The sequence below is a fragment of the Muriicola sp. genome (assembly GCF_049669965.1).
Classification (GTDB): domain Bacteria; phylum Bacteroidota; class Bacteroidia; order Flavobacteriales; family Flavobacteriaceae; genus Muriicola.
The window spans coordinates 1-26,340 of sequence record NZ_JBATLB010000176.1 but is presented as its reverse complement, the minus strand read 5'-3'; the positions used below and the strand labels follow the sequence as shown (position 1 = coordinate 26,340).

Sequence of the window (26,340 nt, the reverse complement as noted above, 5' to 3'; positions counted from 1 at the left end):
AGAAAGACTTTCATTAAAGATATAAACAAAATAGCGCTACTGGAACACCATGTTCTTTAAAAATAAACCAGAACCTGGGGCAACATAAGGCATCAGCATTTTTTCATTAGTTTTGAGAGCGCGCTCTAAGGTTGGAAGGTCTAGCTCCCCTCTGCCCAAGAGAACCAGGGCACCCATCATCATTCTGATCTGATACCGCATAAAACCGGCACCCCGCACTAAGAGCAAAAAGCTTGTTTCAGGAAAAAAATTGGCTGTAAATTCCGTATTCTCAATAATTTCACAATGATCTACGGTACGGATAAGCCTGGTGTTTGGTTGGACCCTGGCAGTAAAATTTTGAAAATTATGAGTTCCCTGGAATATTCTAGCAGCTTTTTTCATAGCAGGTAGATCCAGGTCACCCAGGAAATTAGCCATAAAAGGAGCACAAAATGGATGATTCTTACTCCCATAGGAGAAGATATAGCAGTACTCTTTGATCTTCGCATTTTGAATTATGTTTTTTTCGGGGTTTGCTTCCTCCATCCCAACTATTCGTATGTCTGATGGTAGGTTTTGATTTAAATCCCTCACAAAAGCAGGTATATCTTCGATGGGAGCAACAGGTGTTAGAAGTTGAAAGGCCATTTTTAGTGCAGACACTTTTGCATCTGTCCTTCCCGCCCCTAGTATTTTATATTGTTTTCCCGGATCTATAAATTTTAAGGTTTTAAGAAGCATTCCTTCCAGCGTCTTTTGCCCAGGTTGCTTTTGCCACCCACTGTATCTAAACCCCAAATATTGCACCCAAACCAAGTAGGCGTACTTACTCTTTTTCATGATCCTTATAAAGGCTATAAATATAGCTATTCAAATTGTTAGTAGGCAGGTTAGTTACCATTCTATCAAGGTTTAATGCCATGATCACTTCCCAAACTGTGAATCCTTAATTTCTTTAACATACAATCAAAATTTTTGTAAATTGGAGTCACAACAACTAAGCAATTTATTATGAGCAAACATCCAACTTCAAAACCACCCGTATGGTTCTGGATTGTCAGTGTACTGGCATTATTATGGAACCTAATGGGCGTCATGAATTATTTAGGGACAGCCTTTATGAAAGAGGCTATCATGGCCGAAATGACAGCAGAACAAGTTAGTTTAATGGAAAACACTCCTGCATGGGTAACAGCTGCCTTCGCCATCGCCGTTTGGTTTGGTGCTGCAGGGTGTATCGGGCTTTTACTTCGAAAAAAATGGGCGAAATCTGCCCTGGGAATGTCCTTGATAGGAGTTTTAGTACAAACAGGATATGGTTTTTTTATGACCAATGCCTCTGAAGTATACGGGCAAACAGAAGCCGTGATTATTCCTGCCATGGTTATTATCATTGGTTTGTTCCTTGTATTTTTTGCACGACTTGCAGAAAGAAGGACCTGGATTTCCTGATGGCGAACTTCAAAGGTATTGACCACGGAACTCCAACCCTGATCTTCCCTAAATGTCATTAGCACCAAAAGAACAAGCGGGGACATCCAGAATGGACATTGTGGATGCCCTAAGGGGTTTTTCACTGGCTGGGATAGTAATTGTCCATATGGTAGAGAATTACATAGGTGCTCCTTTTCCCGAAGGTACTATGGAAGCTACTCATCAAGGCCCCTTGGATTACGTGGTAGATGGATTCATTTTACTATTTCTGCGAGGAAAGTTTTTTGCCCTTTTCTCGTTTCTGTTTGGTCTTAGCTTTTTTATTCAAATGGACAAAGCACGGCGAGGTGGAATGGATTTTAGGATGCGTTTTTTATGGCGACTGATGATCCTTTTGGCTATCGGATTTGCCCACAGCCTTTTGTACAGAGGGGATATACTAACTATTTATGCCCTGTTGGGGGCGTTACTTATTCCTTGTTACAGATTAAAAGATCGCTGGCTCCTTCTTATAGCTTCCCTCCTATTCTTAGGTGTTGGCAGATACCTGATTTTCACAATAAGTAATGGAGATAGTTTTTTTTCGGAAGGAGATTATTCGCCGGAGAGCCCTCTTATTAAATCCTACTTTGAGGTCATTTCAAACGGAACTTTATGGGATGTATTTAGATCGAATGCCGTGGAGGGTCATATGATGAAAATAGACTTTCAAATGGGTATATTTTCCCGTGGATACCTCACATTTGGATTTTTCTTACTAGGACTCTATGCCGGGCGCAGTAATTTTTTCAGGTCGTATATGGATCAAAGGAAAATGACCCGCAATATCCTGTATTTTTCAATTGCCCTCTTTTTGATTTCTACTTTAATTACCATTGGCGCATTTGCCCAATTAGGCCCAAACCCTACTTTCGACAACTGGTTAGCCATGATAGGTTTAACTGGCTATGATCTAACGAATGTGGCCATGACCTTCATCCTTCTATGTCTTTTTGTGATGGCGTACAGGGCAGCAAAGTGGAGACGGTTTTTAAATGCATTCAGTTCTTATGGAAGAACTGCCCTGACCAATTACGTATTACAAAGCATTATAGGCACTTTTATATTTTACGGCTGGGGGTTACACTATCTCGGGGTTTTAAGCAATACAATAACCTTCACAATGGCCCTCCTAATTGTCTTTATTCAGTTGTTTATCAGCAAATGGTGGATGAGGCAATTTTATTACGGTCCCTTTGAATGGCTATGGAGAAGTCTTACCCACCTTACACTGTATCCCTTAAGAAAGAGGTCTTCCTAATAAATGAGCTGCCCGCGATTTCGGCAAACAGTGTATTTCACCACAACTTTTCAAACATACTCAACATTCCTTACCGTTCAACGATTTGTTTGAAATAAAGGACTGCACCAACTCGTTCTTATTTCCAAAAACACCTCAATCCCAAGTCAACATTAGTATGAAGCACCTACTGCAAGTTATTACATGGAAAAAGTGCTTTATACTTAGCTTGAGTATTTTACCCTTATTAATCATTTTTAGTTTTTACGGTCTTTATACCAATAAATTCTATTTTCTAAAGATCGATAATTATATATTTTCATTTTTGATGATCGTTCACGCTTGGTTCTTAAATGCCTTATACCAACTCGAAAAAGAGCCCCATATTCATATGAACAGTACCCGGAATTTGGAGTACACCATGTACGCGATCTTTTTGGTTTACTTGTTTAAAATTTCTGAAACCTTTTTCATCCTATTGAGTTATTTTGACTATTCAGATCTTGTGCTACCGCAGACGTTCTTACCGATTGGACTTGTAATATTTGGACTGCAATTTCTTTTACTGCTCGTCACTTTTACAACATTTAAGCACCGTAGGGAACGCATTGGCCCCTATCGTTTTGATAAGGTACACGAATAATACTCTCATGAAAAATCATGAGTGCCTAGTGCTATGGCAGCACAAAAAAACCCCGCTTTTGGCGGGGTTTTTCTATAGTTTACTTATAAATCCTCCGTAGAGATCCTTGAGCTTATAACCTTTGGTGTATCTCTGTTTGCTTAATTTCTTGTGAACTACCAGTCCCCAGAGTAAGAACTCCTTTAAAAAGTAAGAATCATTCGCAGAAATTTTAGGCTGATGTTTGTTTATTAATTCTTGTAAAGGAGGAATGCTGTCTAGTGTTTTTTGGTATTCGTCATCTGTCTGCTCATCTAACAATTCAATCCCTTCTCTATCAAAGAACCATAGAATAAGATCATCATAAGGACCATCGGCATCCTTTTGTTCCAACTTTAAAATAGCGGGAAAATAGTTTGGGAAAAGACTTTTAATAGCATCATCGATCAGCATAAGCGCTACAGCATCTGCCCCCTCCTGTTCCCCTTCATACACCAATTCTATTTTTCCTGTAATCGCAGGGATGACGCCCATAAAGTCCGATAGTCTAACCCTGGTCTTATCAATTCCTTGAGAAAGAGCGCGGCGCTCTGCTGTACTCAACAAGTTTTCATAAGCCGTAATACTCGTACGGGCACTCACTCCACTTTTAGCATCTACAAACTCGCTGGTCCTGGCCTCAAAACTTATTTGTTCTAGTAGATTTTTAGCTAATTCCGGAACATACACAGTTTCTGTCTGACGTTCATCTAAACGCGCTTCCTGTGCTGTAATTTTACGGGCCGTAGCAATTTCATTTGGATAATGTGTAAGGATTTGTGAGCCTATCCTATCTTTAAGTGGAGTAACAATGCTCCCTCTATTGGTATAGTCCTCAGGATTCGCCGTAAATACAAACTGAATATCCAGGGGTAATCTCAGTTTAAAACCCCGTATTTGTATATCGCCTTCCTGTAAAATATTAAACAAGGAAACCTGAATACGAGCCTGCAGATCGGGAAGTTCATTAATTACAAAAATACATCGATGCGCCCTGGGAATCATGCCAAAATGGATAACCCGGTCATCGGCATACGATAGTTTAAGATTCGCAGCTTTAATAGGGTCTACATCCCCAATAAGGTCGGCAACCGTTACATCAGGGGTTGCCAGTTTTTCGTAAAAGCGCTCATCTCTGTGCAACCAGCTAATGGGGGTGTCATCTCCTTTTTCCTCAATAAGTTGCCTGCTGTATCTGGAGATAGGTTTTAGTGGATCATCATTGATCTCCGATCCTTCAACCACCGGTATATACTCATCGAGTAAATGCACCATGAGTCTTGCCAAGCGCGTTTTGGCTTGGCCTCTAAGTCCCAATAAATTAATATTATGCCTAGATAGGATGGCGCGTTCCAATTCTGGAATCACGGAATCTTCATACCCCCAGACACCTGCAAAAGAGTCTTTTCCTTCTTTGATCCTATTTCTTAAATTATTACGTAATTCGTCCTTGATACCAACAGAGGTGTATCCTGCTTTTTTTAATTCCCCCAGGGTAGTAATCTTCTTATGATCTAATTTCATATAGCATGTATGTTTTCTAACTTCTTTAGCAATTTTTATTTTAATCTCTTTCTTCTGTTTTGTTCATAATCTTCAAAGATCATTTCTCCCAGGCCTTTTAAACCAGTGAACAAGGCCTTACCTTTGTTCGCTTCAGTAAATTGCCGAACAAATTGCATTAAATAAGGGTCTTGCGCAATCATAAAGGTGGTGATAGGAATATGGAGCTTTCGTGCCTGCCTCGCCATATTGTAGCATTTTTCCACAATAAAGTCGTCTAAGCCTACACTGTTTTTATAGTAATTCCCATCGGGTAAGCGCAAACAACTGGGTTTGCCATCAGTGATCATAAAGATCTGTTTATTGGTATTCTTTTTCCTGCGGAGCATATCCATGGCCAATTGGAGTCCGGCTACAGTATTTGTATGATACGGCCCCACTTTAAGGTATGGAAGGTCTTTAATGGGAATAGGCCAGGCATCATTTCCAAAAACAAGAATATCCAGGGTGTCTTTGGGGTACCTGGTTGTTATTAATTCTGCCAATGCCATTGCCACTTTCTTGGCGGGGGTAATCCTATCTTCCCCGTACAAAATCATACTATGGCTGATGTCTATCATCAGGACAGTACTCATTTGAGCCTTGTGATGGGTATCTTCTATGACCAGATCATCTTCCGTGAGGGAGAAACCATCAAGACCATGATTAATCTGAGCATTTTTAAGGCTTTCTGTCATAGAAATTCTATCCAGGGAATCTCCGTAGTGATATTCCCTGAAATCTCCGGTATGTTCATCTCCCCGTCCAGATTTTCCTGTTCTGTGATTTCCTGAACCGCTTCGTTTTATCTTACCAAAGATCTGTTCCAGGGCACGCTGTCGTATAATGCGCTCCATTTTTGCAGTAATAGATAAGGATCCTTCCCCGGGATCGCCTTTTCCATCGCCTCCTTCTCCCTGCTCAATCTCTTCCCGCAGATAACCTTTAGCCTTTAAGTCTTCTATAAAGTCATCAATGGTATAGTCCTCATCTGTAAGGTCGTATTCCTTGTCTAATTCACGGAGCCAGTCCAAAGCCTCATCTACATCTCCAGAGGTATGTGTTATCAGCTCTTGAAAAATGTCAAAAAGTTTTTCGAATGGAGTTTGATCCGGAGAATTATATGTCGTAAAACGAAAGCCGGTTCGTGTTTTCATAGCCATTGTATAAAAATACTACATTTCATAAAATGCCCCGATCTTTTATAGAAACCTTAACGGTTTAGCATATTTTCGTTTCTATGGTAACATTGCATTCAAACTTCATAAAAGCATTTGTACAAACTCCGCCCTTGTGGTTAGACCATCAATTTGGGATAACACAATTCGCGTTTCCTGAGATCGATTATACAGTTTTGAAGGGGGTAACGCTCCCTGCAACGATGCGTTTGGGTCACAAAATAGAACACATTTTTCTGAACTGCCTGGAAGGGCAGACTACCTATCAACTCCTTGCACACAGCATGGTGGTAAGAAAGGAAAACAGAACCCTTGGAGAAATAGATTTCCTGCTAAAAGACAATAGGGATCAGCAATTGGTGCATATGGAGCTTACCTTTAAATTCTATCTTTTGAATAATAGACTTGAAGAACCTATAGATCAACTTATTGGACCTAATAGAAAGGACAACCTGGTTGCAAAACTAGAAAAGCTGAGAAACTTACAGTTTCGTTTGCCTTTTTTGGCAGAAGGAAAGGAACAATTAAAACTATATACAAGAAACACCGAAGAAATAAAGCAAGAAGTGTGTTTTAAAGCACAGATTTTCACTCCTTATCAGCAAAATCCAACACGTTTATATCCTGTAAATGACCATTGTGTGGTAGGATTCTGGCTGCCGTTTGAAGCCTTCGAAGGTGCAGGGTTTAAGACTTATGAATACTATGTTCCCACAAAAGATGAATGGATCCTAAGTCCTGATAATACAAAATTTTGGATGTCCCATTTTAAAGTATTACTCGCATTAAATATTCATATGCTTCAAAAACGATCCGTCATGGTTTGGATGAAAAAGGGGGAGTCTGTTTATGAAAAGTTTTTCGTGGTTTGGTGGTAGCAGAAGGTGACGATAAAAAAACTCCTTTTTGTATTAGTGACGCTGCTCTAAAACTTTCACAATATCTTCCAGGCCAAGACCTTTGGCACGTAGCAAGATCAAATAATGAAAAAGAAGATCGGCCCCCTCATTTAAAAAAAGTTCCTCATTAGAATCTTTGGCTTCTATCACAAGTTCTACGGCTTCCTCCCCTACTTTCTGTGCAATCTTATTTATCCCTTTTTCAAATAGCGAGGCAACGTAACTATTTTCAGAATTGGCAGCGTTTTGTCTTTCGGCAATAACACTTTCCAATTCAGTTAGAAAACCAAAGGAAGCCCTATTCTCTCCATTCCAACAGGTGTCCGAGCCTGTATGACAGGTAGGGCCGTTGGGGGTTACAGAAACTAAAAGGGTATCCCGATCACAATCTTCTTTTATTTCCCTTACTGTAAGGAAATGTCCGCTCTCTTCGCCTTTAGTCCATAATCTCTCTTTAGATCGACTAAAAAAAGTAACCTTGCCTGTTTGCATGGTTTTATCGAGCGCCTCCTGATTCATATATCCAAGCATCAACACGTTTTTTGTGCTGGCATCCTGAATAATTGCCGGTACAAGGCCATCTTTACTTTTATTAAAATCTACTTTCATCTTTTCTTTTTATGTCTTCTTAGATCCTCATTGGAATATTCTGTTCCACAAGATACTTTTTTAGATCGCTGATCTCAATTTCTTTGAAATGAAATACACTGGCTGCCAGGGCAGCATCTGCTTTCCCCTTTGTGAAGGTATCCGCAAAATGTATCATTTCCCCTGCGCCACCGGATGCTATGATAGGAATATTCAAAATATCCGATAAGCTAGCCAGTGCTTCGTTGGCAAAGCCGTTTTTGGTTCCGTCATGGTCCATGGATGTAAAGAGTATTTCCCCGGCGCCCCTCAGCTCCACTTCCTTCGCCCATTCAAAAAGATCAATATCTGTAGGCACCTTTCCGCCCACTAAATGCACTTTCCAGGTACCGTTAACTTTTTTGGCATCTATGGCAACCACAATGCACTGTGAGCCAAATTTTGCGACCAACTGATTAATCAAATCCGGATTTTTCACGGCCGAGGAATTGATGGAGATCTTATCGGCCCCATTGTACAGTAGCTTAGATACATCATCCACTGATGAGATACCCCCACCTACTGTAAAAGGGATATTTACTTTTTCTGCTACCCTTTTAACCAGGTCCGCCAATGTTTTGCGTTCTTCTTCGGTAGCTGAGATATCCAGAAATACCAGTTCATCTGCTCCTTCCCGGGCGTACCTTTGTGCAAGCTCCACAGGATCTCCCGCATCACGGAGGTCAATGAAGTTTACACCCTTCACTGTACGTCCGTTCTTGATATCCAGACAAGGAATAATCCTTTTGGTTAGCATATTATTTATTTTTAATATTCAGATCGAATCCTTTATAGAAGCCTAGGTCCATATTCTTAATGATCTTGGTCCATAATGCGATCTGACCAGTATGATACGACAAATGTTCCACTACATGCAAAATGATTCCATGTCCACTTAGATTAAAACCCTGTACGGTCTGTTTTTTTGTTAATTCGGAATCTCCTACATTATGCAGCACTCTTTTAACCTGTTCCAAAAGTTGATCTAATTGCAAGTTGAGTTCTTTGGCGGTATAACCATAGTTTTCAGAGAACTCCAGATCCCGTTCTCGATCATCTTCCTGCCCACCCAAACCAGCCAGCATGTATTGGGTAATATTTCCTTTTAGATGAATAATGAGATTCCCAATACTATTAGAGGCTTCATTGGGTTTTCTCCATAATTCCTCTACAGATAATAGCTTGGTACTCATTGAGATCATACGCAGGCTTTCTTCCATTCTGTAAATGGCATTTTCCGCAATTTCTTTGGATAGTGCTGATCTGTTTTTCATTAGGATGCCAATATAAATGCTTCTAATTGTTTTAAGCTAATTCTATTCTCATAAATAGCCTTACCAATAATGGCAGCCTCACATCCAAGTTCTTTCAGATCCTGAATATCCTTATAATTTGCAATTCCTCCGCTGGCAATGAGCTTTATCCCATGCAATTGTTTTTCGGCTTCATCACCAGAAGTTGCGGCAATATTTACTGAGGCGGTAGTTTCCAGAATTTTTTTATAAAGTGCAAAAGACGGCCCTTGCAGCATACCGTCCTTGCTAATATCTGTGCATATTACATACTGTATGCCTTCTTTCTGATACCCCTGTATAAATGGGATCAATTCTTCCTTTGATGCCTCCTGCCAACCGGCAACTGCTATTTTTTCGTCCATAGCATCAGCTCCCAGGATGATCTTCTCTGCGCCAAAACGAGATAGCCAATTCAGGAAGGTGGTCCTGTCTTTTACGGCGATACTTCCCCCGGTAACTTGCGCAGCCCCGGAATTGAATGCTATGCGCAAATCTTCATCCGATTTAAGTCCGCCTCCAAAATCAATCTTTAAAGAGGTCCTGGCGGCTATCTGTTCCAGGATCTTATAATTCACTATATGCTTGGATTTGGCCCCATCCAGATCTACCAAATGCAAGTATTTTATTCCATGTGCCTCAAAAGTCTTAGCTACCTCCAGAGGATCTTCATTGTACACCTTCTTGGTAGCATAGTCTCCCTTGGAAAGTCGAACACAACTTCCTTCAATAATATCTATGGCAGGAATAATTCTCATTCTAATATTCTGATATTTTAAATGTTCACAAAATTCCTGAGGATTTGTGCGCCTACCTCACTGCTTTTTTCGGGATGAAACTGCACTCCCCAAAAGTTATCCTTCCTTATGGCACTGCTATACGCTACTTCATATTCCGAAGTTGCAATAGTGTCTTTACACAAGGGTGCATAATAGCTATGAACCAGATAAATATATTCTTTCTCCGCAACCTCTTTAAAAAGAGGTGTTTTTAGGTCTGTGATCTGATTCCAGCCTATTTGGGGCACTTTTACCTTAGGAGTGAACTTCACCACATCTACATCAAAGATCCCCAGGCCGGTGGTGTCTCCTTCTGCCGAGTGCCTGCACATAAGTTGCATCCCCAGACAAATCCCCAACACGGGTTGTTTAAGCCCTGGTATTAGAGAATCCAATCCACTTTCCTTTAATTTATTCATAGCACTGCTGGCTTCTCCCACTCCTGGAAATATTACTTTATCGGCCTGTGCTATTATATTTCTATCGCTGGTTAAAACTGCCGTATAGCCCAGACGTTGTAGTGCAAATTGAATGCTTTGTATATTCCCTGCTCCGTAATCAATGATGACGATCTTCATGGACTCTCTTATAACATACCTTTGGTTGAAGGCAGGATCATCTTTTCCTGATCTCGTTTAACAGCCATTTTAATTGCTTTGGCGAATGCCTTGAAGATAGCTTCTATCTTATGGTGTTCATTGGTTCCTTCTGCTTTGATATTTAGATTTGCTTTCGCCCCGTCTGTGAAAGATTTAAAAAAATGATAAAACATCTCCGTAGGCATATCCCCTATTTTCTCCCTCTTAAAGTCGGCCTCCCAAACCAGCCAATTACGCCCCCCGAAATCTATGGCCACCTGGGCCAGACAATCATCCATAGGAAGACAAAATCCATAACGTTCTATCCCTAATTTAGAACCAAGGGCCTCATAAAACACTTCGCCAAGGGCAATCGCAGTGTCTTCTATTGTATGGTGCTCATCTACTTCAAGGTCTCCTTTCACTTTAATATCCAGGTCTAACTGACCGTGTCTTGCCAATTGATCTAACATATGGTCAAAAAAGGCAAGTCCGGTGGAAATATTGGAGACACCGGTGCCATCCAAATTTAATTCGATCTCTATTTGGGTTTCTTTGGTGTTCCGAGAGCGCATGGCTCTCCTGTTTTCATTCAACAAATATTGGTAGATCACTTCCCATGAGGCGGTTTCCAGCGCTATCCAGGATCTAACTTCTTTTTGATCTATCGTAATTTCATCACTTCCCAGCCCTGCATTATTTTGAATAAAGATACCTTTTGCACCAAGGTTCTTGGCCAATTCTATATCTGTTAGTCTGTCCCCGATAACATAGGAGTTGGCGAGATCGTATTCTTCTGAAAAATACTCAGTTAGCAGGCCTGTTTGAGGCTTCCTTGTTACCGCATTCTCATGCGGATATGTTTTATCGATCAAAACCTTATTAAAAAAGATCCCTTCCTGTTCCATGGCCACCATGATAAAATTATGAACCGGCCAAAAAGTATCTTCGGGATAAGAGGAGGTACCTAATCCATCCTGGTTGGTAATCATCACTAACTCATAGGATAGTTCTTTAGCTATTTTACTGAGAAATGTAAACACTCCCGGATAAAATAGCAGTTTCTCAAAGGAGTCTATCTGTTCATCGGCGGGCTCTTTAATAAGTGTGCCATCCCGGTCTATGAACAACACCTTTTTCTTTTGTCCTGTCTTCATGCTATTTCTTTTAATACCTTGATCAAACTTTTATTTTCTCGTGGGGTACCCACCGTAAAACGCAGGGAATTTTCACATAAGGGTTGTCCTGAACGGTTGCGTACTATGATTCCTTTCTCTAATAATTGAGCATATCTTTTACCCGCATCATCCACTACTGCCAAAATAAAATTAGCTTCACTAGGATAAATCTGCTGTACAAAAGAAATCGTTTTTAGAGCTTCCTCCAGATTTTTTCTCTCTTCCAAAATGTCAGCGAGCTCCTGATTCAGCACATCGCTCCTTAAAAGCTTTTCTTGTGCCATTTGTTGTGTAAGCAGATTCACATTATAAGGTGGCTTTATCTTATTCAGGATGCTTATGATCTCTGCAGATGCAAAACAAGATCCTAACCGAATAGCAGCCATCCCATAGGCCTTAGATAGGGTTTGGGTAACCACCAGATTTTTATGATCCGAAAGTTCTGCTATCCAACTTTCTTCCCTCGCAAAATCGATATAAGCTTCATCTATGACCACCAAGCCATGGAAATTAACTAATAACTTCCGAATTTGTTTTTTAGGGATACAATTACCGGTGGGGTTATTTGGGGAACAAATAAAGACAATTTTAGTGTTCGCATCAATGGCCTGAAGGATCTCATCTATCGCCAGGGTAAATGATTTGGTCAACAATATCTTTCTGTTCTCTACATTATTGAGCGATGCCAGCACACCATACATCCCATAGGTGGGTGGTACGGTTATGACATTGTCTTTAGCAGGCTCACAAAAGGCCCTGAAGAGAAGGTCTAAAACTTCATCACTTCCATTTCCCAATAAAATGTGTTCCGTGGCAATGCCCTTGATCGTTGCCAAAGTTTCCTTTAAGGATCTTTGTTGTGGATCCGGATAGCGATTTACCCCATTCTCATTTGGATTTTCATTTGCATCTAAAAAAATCTTTGCAGAACCATCGGATACATATTCATCCCTGGCAGAGGAATAAGGCGACATGGTCTTTACATTCTGCCGAATAAGACGTTCCAAATTAAAAATCATGGGCTTCTTCTCCACTTTCTTGGGGTATAGAGTTAATTTACGGTTTCCTTTAATTTTTCCAAACGAAGTGTCACTGCATTTTTGTGTGCCTGCAAACCTTCTGCTTCGGCCATTATTTCAATGGTCTCACCTAGTAACAACATTCCTTTTTCACTGATCTTTTGAAAAGTGATGCTTTTCATAAAGCTGTCCAAATTTACGCCACTATACTGTTTTGCGTATCCATTGGTTGGTAAGGTGTGATTCGTGCCAGATGCGTAATCGCCAGCGCTTTCCGGGGTGTAGTTCCCTATAAACACCGAGCCTGCATTAGCTGTATTATCCAGGTAGAACTGAGTGTTCTTCACACAAACAATATAGTGTTCGGGTCCGTATTCGTTGATTAATTCTACTGCATCCGTATCTGTTGGAACAAAAATTAGCTTACTATTGGCAATGGCTTGTTTTGCGATCTCCTTTCTAGGGAGCTGCTGTAGTTGATGTTCTACGTCCTTTTCCACTGCTGTGAGCATTTCTTTGGAGGTAGAGACCAGGATCACCTGACTATCTGTGCCGTGTTCGGCCTGACTCAATAGATCGGAGGCCACGAAACTGGGTTCTGCTGTATCGTCTGCTACCACCAGCAACTCTGATGGGCCTGCCGGCATATCTATGGCCACCCCGTATTTGGTAGCCAATTGTTTCGCAACCGTAACATATTGATTGCCGGGACCAAAAATCTTGTATACTTTAGAAATGCTCTTTGTTCCAAAAGTGAGAGCAGCTATAGCCTGTATCCCGCCTACTTTAAACACTTTTGTAATTCCACAAAGCCTGGCCGTATACAGAATCACCGGAGGCAATTCACCATTAGAATCGGGCGGGGAACAAAGTATGATCTCTTTACAACCGGCAAGTTGAGCCGGGATGGCCAACATCAATATAGTGGAAAACAAGGGTGCTGTGCCACCGGGAATATAAAGGCCAACCTTTTGGATGGGTCTTTTTTCCTGCCAGCACTCAACACCGGGTGTGGTTTCTACCCGTATGGCTGGTGTTCTCTGTGCTTTATGGAAACATTTTATATTCTCGTAAGCCTGTTTTATAGCCTTTTTTAATGGCGCAGAGACCAATGATTCGGCTTCATTGAAAGATTGTTCCGAGACCTCAAAGTTTTTCATCTGAACTCCGTCAAACTTCTGTGTATACGTTCTCAAAGCCTCATCGCCCTTTTCTTGAACAGCCGTAAAGATAGTATTCACGGTTTCTTCAATATCACCAAGCTTCTGCGTTGGTCTGGAGAGCAGGGCCTCCCACTCCTGTCTTTTCGGATCGTAGATTTTATTCATTCTGATCTTAAATTACCATTTTTTCTATTGGACAGACCAGAATTCCTTCGGCTCCCGCCTGCCTTAATTCGTCTATGACTTCCCAGAAAGTATCCTTATTGATAACTGTATGTACGGAACTCCAACCTTCTTCCGCTAATGGCAAAACAGTTGGACTTCTCATTCCGGGTAATAATTCTAAGATGATATCGAGTTTGTTGTTCGGTACATTCATTAAAACATATTTGGATTGTCTGGCGGCAAGAACAGATCGTATTCTGAATTGCAACTGACCAAGGATCTTCTTTTCCTCACTTCCTATCTTTGGGGAAACTGCCAATACCGCTTCACTGACAAGGATCTTTTCTACCTCCTTCAAATTGTTTTTAAAGAGGGTACTTCCACTAGAAACAATGTCGCATATGGCGTCTGCCAGGCCTATATTTGGTGCAATCTCCACAGAACCGTTGATAATGTGCAGCTCTGCCTCTATTCCTTTGCTCTTTAAATAATTTTCAACTGTATTTGGATACGATGTCGCTATTCTTTTCCCCTGCAGGTATTCAATAGAACTGTATTTTACAGACTTAGGGACCGCCAAAGAAACTCTGCATTTAGAAAATCCTAGTTTCTCTGCCACCTTTAAAGAAGTTCCTTTTTCGACCAAAACATTTTCTCCAATAATAGCCACATCCACCACTCCATCCTGCAGGTACTGAGGAATATCCCCGTTCCTGAGGTAAAATACTTCCATCGGAAAATTACGGGCGGAAGCTTTTAACTGATCTTTCCCATTGTCTATAGAGATTCCGCAATCCTTGAGGATGTTAAGTGAATCTTCGTTTAGTCGACCAGATTTCTGTATGGCTATCTTTAATTTCATAATACGTACACTTTAATTGAGCCTGTAAACTAAAAACAAAACCCGTTTGATTGCTCAAACGGGTCCGGATATGGTGTAAATACAACAATACATTCCTAACCTGCTTGAGGGCAAGTATCAGAACGGTGATGTGTATTATTGTTTCTCATGTTGCGGCAAATGTAGAATTTATTTTCAACCTACAAAAATTTACCCTTCCTAATTATTTCCTAAAATCAATGGTAAACCATTTTCTCCGGAACCTACTACAATTACTTTAGCGTTAGGTGATTGCGCCAGGGTTAAGGTAGCTTCTATTCCTTTGTCCTGAAGAATTTTATCTGTAAGCGAGGCACTCAAAATGCGGTTCGCATCTGCTTTCCCTTGTGCCTCAATGATCTGGCGTTGTGCCTCTTTATCGGCCGTTATCAATCTAAATTCGTATTCAAGGGATTCTTGTTCCTGCTTTAATTTTCTTTCAATTGCTTCCTTGATCGTTGGAGGCAAGGTAACATCCCTTACCAAGACCTCGTTAAGCTGAATATGCTGCCCGTCCACAATTTTTTTAGTTTCTTCATAGATCTCAGCCTGTATGGCATCTCTCTTACTAGAATACAATTGTTCAGGGGTATATCTTCCTACCACACTTCTGGCGGCAGATCGGATGGTTGGCAACAATACCCGCTGCACATAGGCTTCTCCTTTTTCCTGATGCAATTTGGCCAGGTCCTCATATTTTGGCTCAAACCAGGCTGAGGCATCCAGTTTTATTTCCAGTCCATTGGAAGAAAGAACTTGCATCTTTTCAAATACTTCTTGTTGTCTTACTTCATAGATAAAGACCTTGTTCCACGGGGCTACTATATGAAAACCTTCTCCCAATGGTGGTTCGTCCGTTACTACCCCCTCATCAAAAGTTCTGTATAATACACCTGCTTGTCCTGAGCCAATGGTAATAGCCGATTTAGAAATTAGGATCACCAAAACAATGATGATGAATACGGCCGGTAATGCTATTTTTGGAAGTTTGTCCATTCGTTTTTTTATTTAAATTAAACCATTATATTTTCTGATAAACCATTCTGCAGTGAATGCCAAAATGATAATTCCAAGTAAAATGCGGAAATCGATCAAAGATACGACATTTTCAACGCTTTTCTGTGTAGGTACAAAGCGGATATCCGTTAAAAGATCGTTAATCAAATTTTCCGTCTTATCTGGAAAATAAAGCTGTCCGGAACTGTTTAGGGCAAGTTGAGAAAGTTTCTGGTAATCACTGGAAACAAAAAGCTGTTCCAGGTTAAATTCCTCTATTGAAAACCGACCATTTTTTGCAAAATCGGTCCCCTCCACTGTCACCGTAAAGGAATATTCCCCCGCAGGCAGATCATTTATATCGGCTTCATATGCGGTTTCTCCCAAGAGAAACGGGCGCTCATCGGAATAGTCGTTATTCAAACCGTTAAGACGGATCTTTAAATTTGCATTCGCATCAAAGACATAAGTAGCATCAAAGAAAGATGCTGTGATCTTTTTCTCGGTGATCCCTCCGTAAATCAGTTCACTGCTCACTGCGAGCCGTTCTCGCTTCTGATCGGTAGTCAGGTATAGGATCAGTTTACTGATAAAGGTGTCGAAATTTTCGAAATTCTGATCATTCCTAAAACTTTGAATACGCCATTTCCAAATATTGCTTCCAAAGAGATAGGCATGTCTTCCGGTTTCGTCTGCCAAAACGGCCATTAATGGTTCTTGGAGAACTACGCCCTTTATTTGCTGATCCAGAATACTTTCATAAGGTTTAGTGATGAGTATATCGCCCAGGCTTCCTTCTAGAGGAGGAAAGTCATTGACATTGAAATCTGAAAGATCGAATAATCCAAAAGCGGGATTTATAACAGCAAGGATCTCTTCTGTTTGATTGTAATTGGTTCTTTCTATTCCCTTTTGTGCCCTGTTAAGAAAATTCCAGTCTGTTTTGGAGCCTGTTATTGTAAAGGTGTTCACTTTGGCATCCTCAATGTATTGCAGAACGCTTTTAAAGGATGAAGTAGGCTGATATAGAATAAGCATATTGTAAGAGCTCAGTTCCTCCTTTGAAACCGCAGGAGTTATCAAGGACACTGAGCGTTGAGAATTGCCTTCTATGGCTTTTATAAGCGCTCCCAGATCGGGATGCATCACTTCAGATACCAGCCCAATCTTTGTCTTCTCATCTATGACCTCAATAGACAGTCTTCTTTGATTATTATACGTATTTCGTTCACCGTCTATTGGTTCCAGGACAATCTCTAAGGTCTTCAGTCCTACAGAAGTTGCCTGCAGCGCTGTAACTATCTTTCTTGAATTCTGCTCCCCTGAAAGAATTAAGGGTTCTTTAAAAAGAGTTCTGCCATCTAATCGAATGGAAATAGTGCTCTTTACAGGTGTTTCGCCCTGATAGGAAACAAAGATTTCTACCGGAAATTTATTCTCCAAAAAAGCATATCTGTTGAGGTTAACCTGATTTATCTTGAGATCTGTATAAGTTGTAGTGTCGCCTACCACGATGGCATTTACAGGGAAATCGACCGCATTGGTCATAAATTCATAGGCTTCTCCAACCGTTTGATTCCCGTCTGAGGCTAGCACGGCTACTGCCGATTTCCCTTTGAAGGCCGAATTGACCGAAGCGAGTGCTTTGGAGATATTAGTTGCTTTATCTGAAAATTGTAAGCTATCGAAATTCCGAAGTGAGCTGCCAAAAGCATACCGGTGAACTTCAAATCTTTCCGCAAGCGTTTCGTTCTCAATAAGTTGATCTTTGAGGTCTAGCATTTGCTCCTCAGCCTTTTCCGATTTTATGGAAAATGAATCATCCAACAGGAAAACCAGATCTTGTTTTACCGTTTGGTTGGTTGTTTTTGTAAATCTTGGATTTAACAGCAATAAAAAGATCCCAAAAACACCCATAAAACGAAGAAGAGCCAAAGGGATTTGGAGATTTCTGTTTCTTTTTTGCTTGTAGAAATACTGGTAAAAGACAAGTAAGAAGGAAATGAGCGCTGCAAGGAGTATTCCTACCACGGTAGTTGTTTGCATGTATCGCTTCTTTTATCTCTTAATTCAATTCGTAGGTTTATCTAGACTACCCCAGCAAGGTTTTTCAAAGTTTCAGAGGGTCGGTTATGTTAGCATACCTCCATCTACATGGAGCACTTGCCCTGTGACGTAGGATGATAGATCTGACGCCAGAAATAAACAGGCATTCGCAACATCTTCCGGACTCCCCCCTCTTTTAAGAGGTATGGCATCTCTCCAGGATTGAACTGTTTTTTCGTCTAGCTTCCCAGTCATCTCTGTCTCAATAAAACCTGGAGCAATGGCATTGCACCGAATATTTCTCGAACCCAATTCTAATGCCACAGATTTTGTAAATCCAATGATCCCGGCTTTTGATGCCGCGTAGTTGGTCTGCCCGGCATTTCCCTTCACCCCAACAACACTACTCATGTTAATAATAGAGCCACTTCGTTGTTTGAGCAAGGTACGCTGTACTGCCTTGGTCATATTGAATACTGATTTCAGATTGATCTCTATAACCGTATCAAAGTCTTCCTCATTCATGCGCATCAGCAGATTATCTTTGGTGATGCCTGCATTGTTAATCAACACGTCTATACCACCAAAATCCTCTAATACGGAAGTGATCAGGGTTTCAGACTCCTGAAAGCTGGCCGCATTACTTTTATAAGCTTTTGCTTTTACACCAAGTTGTGTCAATTCCTTTTGCAAAGCAATTGCCGGAGCTTCACTAGAGCTATAGGTAAATGCAATATTGGCTCCATGTTCGGCAAAAACTCGCGCTATACCGGCACCAATTCCTCTGCTTGCACCAGTGATAATAACATTCTTTCCTTCTAGTAGTTTCATATGGATCTGAATATTCTAGGTTTCTTTTCAAAGATACATTTTGTCTCGCGTAAGGCGAAAAAAAAATCCCGATACGACCGGGATTTCATTTAGGAGCTGACAATTCAGCCCATTACTTCCTTAACTTTTTTTCCAATTTCAGCAGGGGAATCTACGACATGGATGCCACAATCCCGCATTATTTTTTTCTTCGCCTGGGCCGTATCATCACTTCCACCCACAATAGCACCGGCATGTCCCATAGTTCTTCCTGCCGGAGCAGTTTCACCAGCAATAAAGCCTACAATTGGTTTTTTACTCCCGCTGGCCTTATACCAATTAGCTGCATCTGCTTCCAATTGACCTCCAATTTCACCTATCATCACCACACAACTTGTGTCGGGGTCATTGATCAAAAGTTCTACCGCCTCTTTCGTAGTGGTCCCAATAATAGGATCACCGCCAATACCAATAGCCGTAGTGATGCCAAGACCCTGTCTTACAACCTGATCCGCTGCCTCATAGGTTAGGGTGCCAGATTTAGAAACGATACCTACCCTGCCTTTTTTAAATACGAAGCCCGGCATGATGCCAACTTTGGCCTCTCCTGGCGTAATGACACCGGGACAATTAGGGCCAATGAGCGTACAATCCTTGTCCTTAATATAGTCGTATGCCTTTACCATATCTTCAATAGGTATGCCTTCTGTAATTGTTATGATAACTTTTATTCCTGCACTAGCGGCTTCCATGATCGCATCTGCTGCAAATGCCGGGGGTACAAAAATTATTGTGGTATCTGCCCCTGCCTTTTCAACAGCTTCTTCAACGGTATTAAAAACAGGCCTGTCTAAATGGATCTGGCCACCTTTACCCGGTGTAACACCTCCAACAACATTGGTACCGTATTCAATCATTTGTTCGGCATGAAAAGTGCCTTCACTTCCCGTAAAACCTTGTACAATGATTTTTGAATTCTTATTGACTAATACACTCATGGTTTGTTTTTTAATTCGCTGAACAAAAATATAGGATTGGGAATGAAATGAAAAGCATTCATTCCTTTATTGTTGATTAATTTGTTTTAATATCTCGGGGATCCTTTTCACATTCGCAAGCTGTTTCAACTTGTCTCTGGCCTCTTCAGCCGGACTCCCAAAATAAGTCTTCCCTCCTTCCAAGGACTTAGAAACGCCAGATTGTGCCAATACTATGGCCTTCTTCCCTATGGTGATGGCACTGATAACACCTACTTGACCCCAAAGGGTCACTTCATCTTCAATAACCACACAACCTGCAATTCCGGTTTGGGATGCGATAAGACATTTTTTGCCAATAACCGTATCGTGGCCTACCTGCACCTGGTTGTCTAATTTACTTCCTTCTTTGATTGTTGTGTCTCCTGTAACTCCTTTATCGATGGTACATAAAGAACCAATTTCTACCCTGTCTTCAATGACCACCCTTCCACCAGATAATAATTTATCAAATCCTTCGGGTCTGTTTTTATAATAAAATGCGTCCGACCCAAGCACAGAGCCTGCATGTATCTGAACATGATCTCCTATGACACAGTGGTCGTATATAGTAACATTGGGATGAATGAGGCATCCTTTCCCAATTGTCACATGGTTTCCAATAAAAACATTGGGTTGAATAATAGTGTCCTTTCCGATGGAAGCGGAAGAGGCAATAGAAGCCCTGGCACTTACAAAAGGCCGAAAATGTTTGGTTAGCTTGTTGAAATCATTAAAAGGTTCTTCTGAAATCAAGAGGGCCTTGCCTTCCGGACAATCCACTTTTTTATTGATCAGAATAATGGTAGCCTTGGATTTAAGCGCTTTGTCGTAGTATTTAGGATGATCCACAAAAACGATGTCTCCAGGCTCTACCACATGAATTTCATTCATCCCCAACACCGGAAAATCTTCGGCACCAACAAAGTTGATCTCCAGGATATTTGCGATTTGTTTCAGGGTTTGTGGGGTGGAATATTTCATGGGATAGACTTATTCTTTGGATCGTTCCATATAATTCCCTTTATCGGTATCAATTTTGATCTTATCACCTTCGTTTATGAATAATGGCACATTCACAATGGCCCCGGTCTCTACCGTCGCAGGTTTAGTTGCATTGGTAGCTGTATTTCCCTTTAACCCCGGCTCCGTATGTGTCACCTCCAGAATCACACTTGCTGGCATATCGACCGAGAGGGGAAGACTGTCTTCCGTATTGAACATAATAGTTACCACTTCCCCTTCCTTAAGCAACTGAGGAGAATCCAGGGCACTTTCCTGCAGAGCAATCTGGTTATAATCGTCTGTGTTCATAAAGTGGTAAGTGGTACCATCAGCATATAGAAATTGATAACTTCTTGTCTCAACCCTTACATCTTCGATCTTATGCCCGGAAGAAAAAGTGTTGTCTAAAACTTTCCCGGTGGTAACACTCTTTAATTTTGTTCTAACAAAAGCCGGACCTTTCCCTGGCTTTACGTGCAGAAACTCAATAATCTTGTAAATATCATGATTGTACCGAATGCACAACCCTTTTCTGATGTCTGAGGTATTTGCCATAAATTTTAATTTGTACTAAAGTATCCTTTCATGATGCCACGTTGTGAATCTCTTATAAACTGTAAGATGCCATCTCTTTCCGGTGTGGCCTCCATTTCGGCTTCAATGATCTGAACGGCCTGTGAATTATTATAATTTTTTTGATACAGGATGCGATAGATATTTTGTATCTCCCTGATCTTGTCTGAATTAAATCCCCTTCTGCGAAGGCCGACAGAATTGATGCCAACATAGGACATGGGCTCCCGGGCACCCTTCACATAAGGAGGTACATCCTTACGCACTAGCGAACCTCCGGTAACAAAAGCATGACTCCCGATAGAAACAAACTGATGTACTGCCACAAGACCGGCAAGTACCACATTGTCACCAATAGTTACATGGCCAGCTAAGGTAGAATTATTTGAAAAAATACAATTGTTACCAACGAAGCAATCATGGGCAATATGACAATAGGCCATAATAAGGCAATTCTTTCCAATTACCGTCTTCATTCTATCTAAAGTACCTTTATTAATGGTGGCACACTCCCGTATGGTAGTGTTATTTCCAATGACAACCGTGGTGTCTTCTCCTTGGTACTTAAGGTCTTGCGGAGGGGCAGAGATAACTGCTCCGGGAAATATATTACAATTTTTACCGATGCGGGCGCCTTCCATGATGGTCACATTAGATCCTATCCAGGTACCTTCTCCTATGATAACATTGTTGTGTATGGTTGTAAACGGTTCAACCACCACATTTTTTGCAATCTTTGCTCCGGGGTGTATATAAGCCAAGGGTTGATTCATACTATTTCTTTTTCGCTATTTGTGCCATCATTTCCGCTTCACATACCAATTTATTGTTGGCATAGGCATACGCTTGCATATGGCAAATTCCTCTCCTAATGGGAGTTATAAGACTACAATGAAAAATAAGCGTATCTCCTGGCAGGACCTTTTGTTTAAACTTCACATTATCGATCTTCATAAAGAAGGTTAGATAATTCTCCGGATCCGGAACTGTGCTAAGTACTAAAATACCTCCAGTTTGGGCCATGGCTTCTACTTGCAGTACCCCGGGCATCACAGGGGCACCGGGAAAATGACCTATAAAAAATGGCTCATTCATAGAGACATTTTTCATCCCTACCACGTGGGTGTCAGAAAGTTCAAGGATGCGATCTATCAATAAAAATGGAGGCCTATGGGGTAACATCGCCATGATCTGATGTATATCCATAAGTGGCTGCGCATTCAGATCGTATTTAGGTACGCTGTTTCTTTTCTCCAATTTAATGATCTTAGATAGCTTTTTGGCAAATTGTGTATTTACGTAATGGCCCGGTTTGTTTGCGATCACTTTGCCTCGTATCCTTGTACCTGCCAGTGCCAGATCTCCGATCACATCCAATAATTTGTGCCGTGCAGCTTCATTGGGTTGATGAAGGGTGAGATTATCCAAAATACCATTCGGTTTCACGGATAGTTTCTTTTTTTTGAAAGCCTTTTCCAGCTTTTTCATAGTCGATGCCGAGATCTCTTTATCGACATAGACAATAGCATTGTTCAGGTCCCCTCCTTTAATAAGCCCGTTTTCCAGCAACATTTCAAGTTCGTGCAAGAAACTGAATGTCCTTGCATCTGCAATCTCCTTTTTAAAATCTGTAATATGCTCCAGGGTAGCGTTTTGGGTTCCTAATACTTTGGTGCCAAAATCTACCATGGTGGTTATTTGATATTCATCTGAAGGAATGATCGTGATCTCACTTCCGGTGGCCTCGTCTTTATAACTTACGACCTCTTTTACAATATATTCTTCTCGTTCTGCAGCCTGTTCAACAATACCTGCCTTTTCAAGAGCCTCTACAAAATATTTAGAAGAACCATCCATTATAGGAGGTTCAGGGGCATTAAGTTCTATTAAAACATTATCTATTTCCAGGCCCACAAGTGCCGCCAGTACATGTTCAGAGGTTTGGATCTTCACCCCTCTTTTTTCCAGATTGGTTCCACGTTGGGTATTAATGACGTAGTTGGCATCTGCCTCAATGATGGGTTCGCCCTCTAAATCAACCCTCTTAAAGGCATACCCGTGATTCTCGGGAGCCGGCAGAAATTTCATAGTGACGTTTTCTCCAGTATGGAGCCCAACACCTTTGAGTTCTATTTCTTTTGCGATGGTACGCTGTTTTGCCATACACTTATTTTCTATTATTTTTTTCGATATCATTAATCTTCCCAACAATCTTGGTTAGATTTTTAAAATGTACGTAAGACTTATTAAAATCCCCATAATTCAGGGCCGGGGAACCCTGCAATACTTCACCGTCCTTTACATTGCGTCCTATTCCAGATTGCGCCTGTATTTTTACGCGGTCCCCAATGGTAATATGGCCCACAATACCTACCTGTCCGCCAATTAAGCAGTTTTTACCGATTTTGGTGGATCCGGCAATGCCGGTTTGGGCCGCAATGACCGTATGTTCTCCTATCTCAACATTATGGGCTATTTGAATCTGATTATCTAATTTCACTCCTTTATGAAGGATGGTGGAGCCCAAAGTTGCCCTGTCTATGGTTGTACCTGCACCAACTTCCACATCTTCCTCCAATATTACATTTCCTGTTTGAGGTATCTTGGAATATTCTCCATTGGGATTGGGGGTAAAACCAAATCCGTCTGCACCAATAATAACAGCGCTGTGTATAACACATCCATTGCCAATTTCTGATTCAGAATAAATTTTAGCGCCGGAATAGATAAGCACGTTGTCCCCAATGGATACATTATCGCCGATATATACGTTGGGAAATATTTTGACATTGTCCCCAATTTTTACATTGTTTCCTATATAAGAAAAAGCTCCCAGGTAAAAGTTGGTCCCATAACTGGTTGTATCAGACAGAAAAACAGGATTCTCAATACCAACCTTATTGTTCTTTACCTGGTTATAAAATTCAAGAAGCTTGGAAAACGACGCATAGGCATCCACTACCTTTATTAGCGTTGTATTCAGCTTTTGTTCTGGGATAAAATCCTTATTTACGATGGTTATAGAAGCTGCGGTGCTATAGATGTAGTGGGTGTATTTAGGATTGGCCAAAAAAGTCAGCGATCCTTCAACTCCTTCTTCTATCTTCGCCAGTTTGTGTACAGAGATCTCGGGGTTACCATGCACCTCGCCTTCTAGAATACCTGCGATCTGACTGGCTGTAAATTTCAAGAGTTAAATTTTTGTCTTTGGTTACATCCGGACAAAAGTAAGAAAAATTACGAAACGCTTTTCTTGGGATAACAGATATAATGCTTGGTCACGGTTTTAGATAAGGCTTTTAAATTTAGGTGATCCGACGCTTTCGCCACATCTATGATCTTTGTGTTCCCCAATAAGATATTTATGTTCTCCTCATCTTTATTATAAGCTGTATTCTCAATGGTTCCTGTAAAGACAAAATAGGAAGCTTCTTCTTCTGTCAGATTATACATTAAGGCACACTCCCTGAGTTGCTTAGCTATTTTCTGTGTGTCAATAGGTTTCTTTTTGATTTTTACTTCCAAAAGTTTACGATGGAGGATCATGCTACTTAAATTCGATACTATAAAATCGTCGTGGTGCTGCCATTTTTTTAGGGCCGATAGTATGTCTATATCATCCAGGGCTGAAAATTTCAAAAGAATGTCCTGTGTAAAGTCATCTTTTTTAACTGTATTCTTTAGAAAATACAACAAGGCATCACTGGCCTCTATGATAACATCCTGCGCCGCTAGTTCCCTGGCCCGTTTCAGCACCCGTATCAGTAATTGCTCTGCCACGATTCCTGTTTTATGCAGATATACCTGCCAGTACATAAATCTTCTGGCAATTAAAAATTTCTCTACGGAATAGATCCCTTTTTCTTCGATCACCAGTTGGCCGTCTACCACATTCAACATGGTGATCAACCGCTCAGAGTTGATATTTCCCTCCGCTACTCCGGTATAGAAGCTATCTCTTTTCAGATAGTCTAAGCGATCCATATCTAACTGACTCGAGACTAATTGATTCAAGAATTTTTTGGGATAGGTTCCTTTAAAGATTTCAATAGCAGAAGTTAAACTTCCGTTAAACTGCTGGTTTAAACTCTGCATAAATAAGAGTGAAATATGCTCGTGATTAATGCCATCTACCAGGCTGTGTTCCATGGCATGGGAAAAGGGCCCGTGGCCAATATCGTGCAAAAGTATGGCGATCAAAAGTCCGTTTGCTTCTTCCTCCGTAATCTCAACCTCCTTATACCTAAGCAATTGAATGGCCTGTTGCATAAGATGCATCCCGCCCAGGGCATGGTGAAATCTTGTGTGATGTGCTCCCGGAAACACTAAATAAGACAAGCCCATTTGAGAGATCCTGCGCAGGCGTTGAAAATAAGGATGGGCTATAAGTTGAAATAGATCGGTACTGGGAATTCTAATAAATCCGTAAATTGGATCATTAAATAGCTTTAGCTTCCTGGTGGTGGCCAATGTTTCTTATTTTAAGGGGTAAATATACATACTAAATGAACAAGATTACAATACTGTGGGTAGATGACGAGATAGATATGTTAAAACCTCATATTCTTTTTCTCGAAGACAAGAAATATACAGTCGTTACCTGTAAGAGTGGGCAGGAAGCCCTGGAGGAGATAGAGAAGAACAGATTCGATATTGTTTTCCTGGATGAGAACATGCCCGGACTAACCGGCCTGGAGACCTTGCAGGAGATAAAGAATATGGAGCCCGGCCTGCCGGTTGTGATGATCACTCGTAGTGAGGAAGAATTTATCATGGAAGAGGCTATCGGATCCAAAATTGCCGATTATCTGATAAAGCCTGTAAATCCCAATCAGATACTACTCTCGCTCAAGAAAACGCTGGATCATTCCAGATTGATCTCCGAAAAGACCACCTCCAATTACCAGCAGGAATTTCGGAAAATATCGATGGATCTTTCCATGGTCAATACGTTTGAGGAATGGGCAGAGCTTTACAGAAAACTCATCTCCTGGGAATTAAGGCTCGAAGAGATTGAAGACTCCGGGATGTTCGAAATTCTGGAGTCCCAGAAAACAGAGGCAAATAATCATTTCGGGAAATTCATTGACAAGAATTATGCGTCCTGGTTTACCGATGGGGACGGACCAATACTATCGCACACCTTGTTCCAGCAATTAGTAAAACCGGAATTAGACGGTACCCCTACCCTATTAGTGGTCATAGACAACTTGCGATACGATCAGTGGATCTCTTTTG

The 26,340-nt window shown here is 41.0% G+C and carries 27 protein-coding genes; 5 read left to right on the top strand and 22 right to left on the bottom strand.

Annotation, left to right across the window (positions count from 1 at the left end):
* Positions 1–36 precede the first annotated feature (36 nt).
* Complete coding sequence (locus WBM49_RS09420; RefSeq protein ID WP_424371796.1) at positions 37–822, bottom strand: tRNA pseudouridine synthase A; 786 nt, start codon at positions 820–822, stop codon at positions 37–39.
* Between the two features lie 171 nt (positions 823–993).
* Here WBM49_RS09420 and WBM49_RS09415 point away from each other — a divergent pair, with 171 nt between their 5' ends.
* From WBM49_RS09415 to WBM49_RS09405, 3 genes are all read left to right on the top strand, one after another.
* Positions 994–1,434 carry a hypothetical protein gene (locus WBM49_RS09415; RefSeq protein WP_424371795.1) on the top strand — a complete coding sequence of 147 codons (441 nt, stop codon included), beginning with the start codon at positions 994–996 and terminating at the stop codon, positions 1,432–1,434.
* A 52-nt stretch (positions 1,435–1,486) separates the two neighbouring features.
* Positions 1,487–2,716 carry a DUF418 domain-containing protein gene (locus tag WBM49_RS09410; RefSeq protein WP_424371794.1) on the top strand — a complete coding sequence of 410 codons (1,230 nt, stop codon included), beginning with the start codon at positions 1,487–1,489 and terminating at the stop codon, positions 2,714–2,716.
* Between the two features lie 157 nt (positions 2,717–2,873).
* A complete protein-coding gene (locus WBM49_RS09405; protein ID WP_424371793.1) occupies positions 2,874–3,338 on the top strand; it encodes a hypothetical protein in 465 nt (154 codons plus the stop codon).
* Between the two features lie 72 nt (positions 3,339–3,410).
* Here WBM49_RS09405 and WBM49_RS09400 read toward each other — a convergent pair whose 3' ends face one another.
* Together WBM49_RS09400 and WBM49_RS09395 are read right to left on the bottom strand one after the other, a co-directional pair.
* Positions 3,411–4,880 carry a magnesium chelatase gene (locus WBM49_RS09400; protein ID WP_424371792.1) on the bottom strand — a complete coding sequence of 490 codons (1,470 nt, stop codon included), beginning with the start codon at positions 4,878–4,880 and terminating at the stop codon, positions 3,411–3,413.
* 35 nt (positions 4,881–4,915) lie between these two features.
* Positions 4,916–6,061, bottom strand: coding sequence for a vWA domain-containing protein (locus WBM49_RS09395; RefSeq protein WP_424371791.1), 1,146 nt, complete (start codon positions 6,059–6,061; stop codon positions 4,916–4,918).
* Between the two features lie 77 nt (positions 6,062–6,138).
* Here WBM49_RS09395 and WBM49_RS09390 point away from each other — a divergent pair, with 77 nt between their 5' ends.
* Entirely contained in the window at positions 6,139–6,954 is an 816-nt protein-coding gene (locus tag WBM49_RS09390) for a DUF1853 family protein (RefSeq protein ID WP_424371790.1), read from the top strand.
* Between the two features lie 33 nt (positions 6,955–6,987).
* Here WBM49_RS09390 and hisIE read toward each other — a convergent pair whose 3' ends face one another.
* The 19 genes from hisIE to WBM49_RS09295 all read right to left on the bottom strand — a co-directional run bounded on the left by hisIE (position 6,988) and on the right by WBM49_RS09295 (position 25,572).
* On the bottom strand, positions 6,988–7,584 hold the full coding sequence (gene hisIE, locus WBM49_RS09385; RefSeq protein ID WP_424371789.1) for a bifunctional phosphoribosyl-AMP cyclohydrolase/phosphoribosyl-ATP diphosphatase HisIE: 597 nt from the start codon (positions 7,582–7,584) through the stop codon (positions 6,988–6,990).
* A 19-nt stretch (positions 7,585–7,603) separates the two neighbouring features.
* Entirely contained in the window at positions 7,604–8,359 is a 756-nt protein-coding gene (gene hisF / locus WBM49_RS09380; protein ID WP_424371788.1) for an imidazole glycerol phosphate synthase subunit HisF, read from the bottom strand.
* A 1-nt stretch (position 8,360) separates the two neighbouring features.
* Positions 8,361–8,876 carry a DinB family protein gene (locus tag WBM49_RS09375; RefSeq protein ID WP_424371787.1) on the bottom strand — a complete coding sequence of 172 codons (516 nt, stop codon included), beginning with the start codon at positions 8,874–8,876 and terminating at the stop codon, positions 8,361–8,363.
* Complete coding sequence (locus WBM49_RS09370) at positions 8,876–9,652, bottom strand: HisA/HisF-related TIM barrel protein (protein WP_424371786.1); 777 nt, start codon at positions 9,650–9,652, stop codon at positions 8,876–8,878. Before WBM49_RS09370 ends, WBM49_RS09375 begins: the two co-directional genes overlap by 1 nt.
* Before the next feature lie 17 nt (positions 9,653–9,669).
* Positions 9,670–10,251, bottom strand: a complete 582-nt coding sequence (hisH, locus tag WBM49_RS09365; RefSeq protein ID WP_424371785.1) for an imidazole glycerol phosphate synthase subunit HisH — start codon at positions 10,249–10,251, stop codon at positions 9,670–9,672.
* Positions 10,252–10,259: 8 nt separating this feature from the next.
* Positions 10,260–11,408, bottom strand: coding sequence for a bifunctional histidinol-phosphatase/imidazoleglycerol-phosphate dehydratase HisB (gene hisB, locus WBM49_RS09360; RefSeq protein WP_424371784.1), 1,149 nt, complete (start codon positions 11,406–11,408; stop codon positions 10,260–10,262).
* On the bottom strand, positions 11,405–12,448 hold the full coding sequence (gene hisC, locus WBM49_RS09355) for a histidinol-phosphate transaminase (RefSeq protein WP_424371817.1): 1,044 nt from the start codon (positions 12,446–12,448) through the stop codon (positions 11,405–11,407). Before hisC ends, hisB begins: the two co-directional genes overlap by 4 nt.
* Positions 12,449–12,480: 32 nt before the next feature.
* A complete protein-coding gene (gene hisD, locus WBM49_RS09350; RefSeq protein WP_424371783.1) occupies positions 12,481–13,776 on the bottom strand; it encodes a histidinol dehydrogenase in 1,296 nt (431 codons plus the stop codon).
* Positions 13,777–13,783: 7 nt separating this feature from the next.
* Entirely contained in the window at positions 13,784–14,641 is an 858-nt protein-coding gene (gene hisG / locus WBM49_RS09345; protein WP_424371816.1) for an ATP phosphoribosyltransferase, read from the bottom strand.
* A 195-nt stretch (positions 14,642–14,836) separates the two neighbouring features.
* The gene (locus WBM49_RS09340) at positions 14,837–15,652 is read right to left on the bottom strand and encodes a prohibitin family protein (RefSeq protein ID WP_424371782.1); all 816 of its coding nucleotides are present in this window, start codon (positions 15,650–15,652) and stop codon (positions 14,837–14,839) included.
* 12 nt (positions 15,653–15,664) lie between these two features.
* A complete protein-coding gene (locus WBM49_RS09335) occupies positions 15,665–17,698 on the bottom strand; it encodes a VWA domain-containing protein (RefSeq protein WP_424371781.1) in 2,034 nt (677 codons plus the stop codon).
* A gap of 84 nt (positions 17,699–17,782) precedes the next feature.
* Complete coding sequence (fabG, locus tag WBM49_RS09330) at positions 17,783–18,529, bottom strand: 3-oxoacyl-[acyl-carrier-protein] reductase (protein ID WP_424371780.1); 747 nt, start codon at positions 18,527–18,529, stop codon at positions 17,783–17,785.
* Positions 18,530–18,633: 104 nt separating this feature from the next.
* The gene (gene sucD, locus WBM49_RS09325; protein ID WP_424371779.1) at positions 18,634–19,506 is read right to left on the bottom strand and encodes a succinate--CoA ligase subunit alpha; all 873 of its coding nucleotides are present in this window, start codon (positions 19,504–19,506) and stop codon (positions 18,634–18,636) included.
* A 66-nt stretch (positions 19,507–19,572) separates the two neighbouring features.
* On the bottom strand, positions 19,573–20,508 hold the full coding sequence (locus WBM49_RS09320; RefSeq protein ID WP_424371778.1) for a UDP-3-O-(3-hydroxymyristoyl)glucosamine N-acyltransferase: 936 nt from the start codon (positions 20,506–20,508) through the stop codon (positions 19,573–19,575).
* Between the two features lie 9 nt (positions 20,509–20,517).
* On the bottom strand, positions 20,518–21,084 hold the full coding sequence (efp, locus tag WBM49_RS09315) for an elongation factor P (protein ID WP_424371777.1): 567 nt from the start codon (positions 21,082–21,084) through the stop codon (positions 20,518–20,520).
* A gap of 5 nt (positions 21,085–21,089) precedes the next feature.
* Positions 21,090–21,875 (bottom strand): acyl-ACP--UDP-N-acetylglucosamine O-acyltransferase, encoded by a 786-nt coding sequence (gene lpxA, locus WBM49_RS09310; protein WP_424371776.1) that lies wholly within the window; start codon positions 21,873–21,875, stop codon positions 21,090–21,092.
* Position 21,876: 1 nt separating this feature from the next.
* Complete coding sequence (locus WBM49_RS09305) at positions 21,877–23,265, bottom strand: bifunctional UDP-3-O-[3-hydroxymyristoyl] N-acetylglucosamine deacetylase/3-hydroxyacyl-ACP dehydratase (RefSeq protein WP_424371775.1); 1,389 nt, start codon at positions 23,263–23,265, stop codon at positions 21,877–21,879.
* 4 nt (positions 23,266–23,269) lie between these two features.
* Positions 23,270–24,292, bottom strand: coding sequence for a UDP-3-O-(3-hydroxymyristoyl)glucosamine N-acyltransferase (gene lpxD / locus WBM49_RS09300; RefSeq protein ID WP_424371774.1), 1,023 nt, complete (start codon positions 24,290–24,292; stop codon positions 23,270–23,272).
* Positions 24,293–24,339: 47 nt separating this feature from the next.
* Complete coding sequence (locus WBM49_RS09295) at positions 24,340–25,572, bottom strand: HD domain-containing protein (protein WP_424371773.1); 1,233 nt, start codon at positions 25,570–25,572, stop codon at positions 24,340–24,342.
* Positions 25,573–25,607: 35 nt separating this feature from the next.
* Here WBM49_RS09295 and WBM49_RS09290 point away from each other — a divergent pair.
* Positions 25,608–26,340, top strand: a 733-nt coding sequence (locus WBM49_RS09290; protein WP_424371772.1) for a response regulator, incomplete at its 3' end; no start/stop codon positions are given.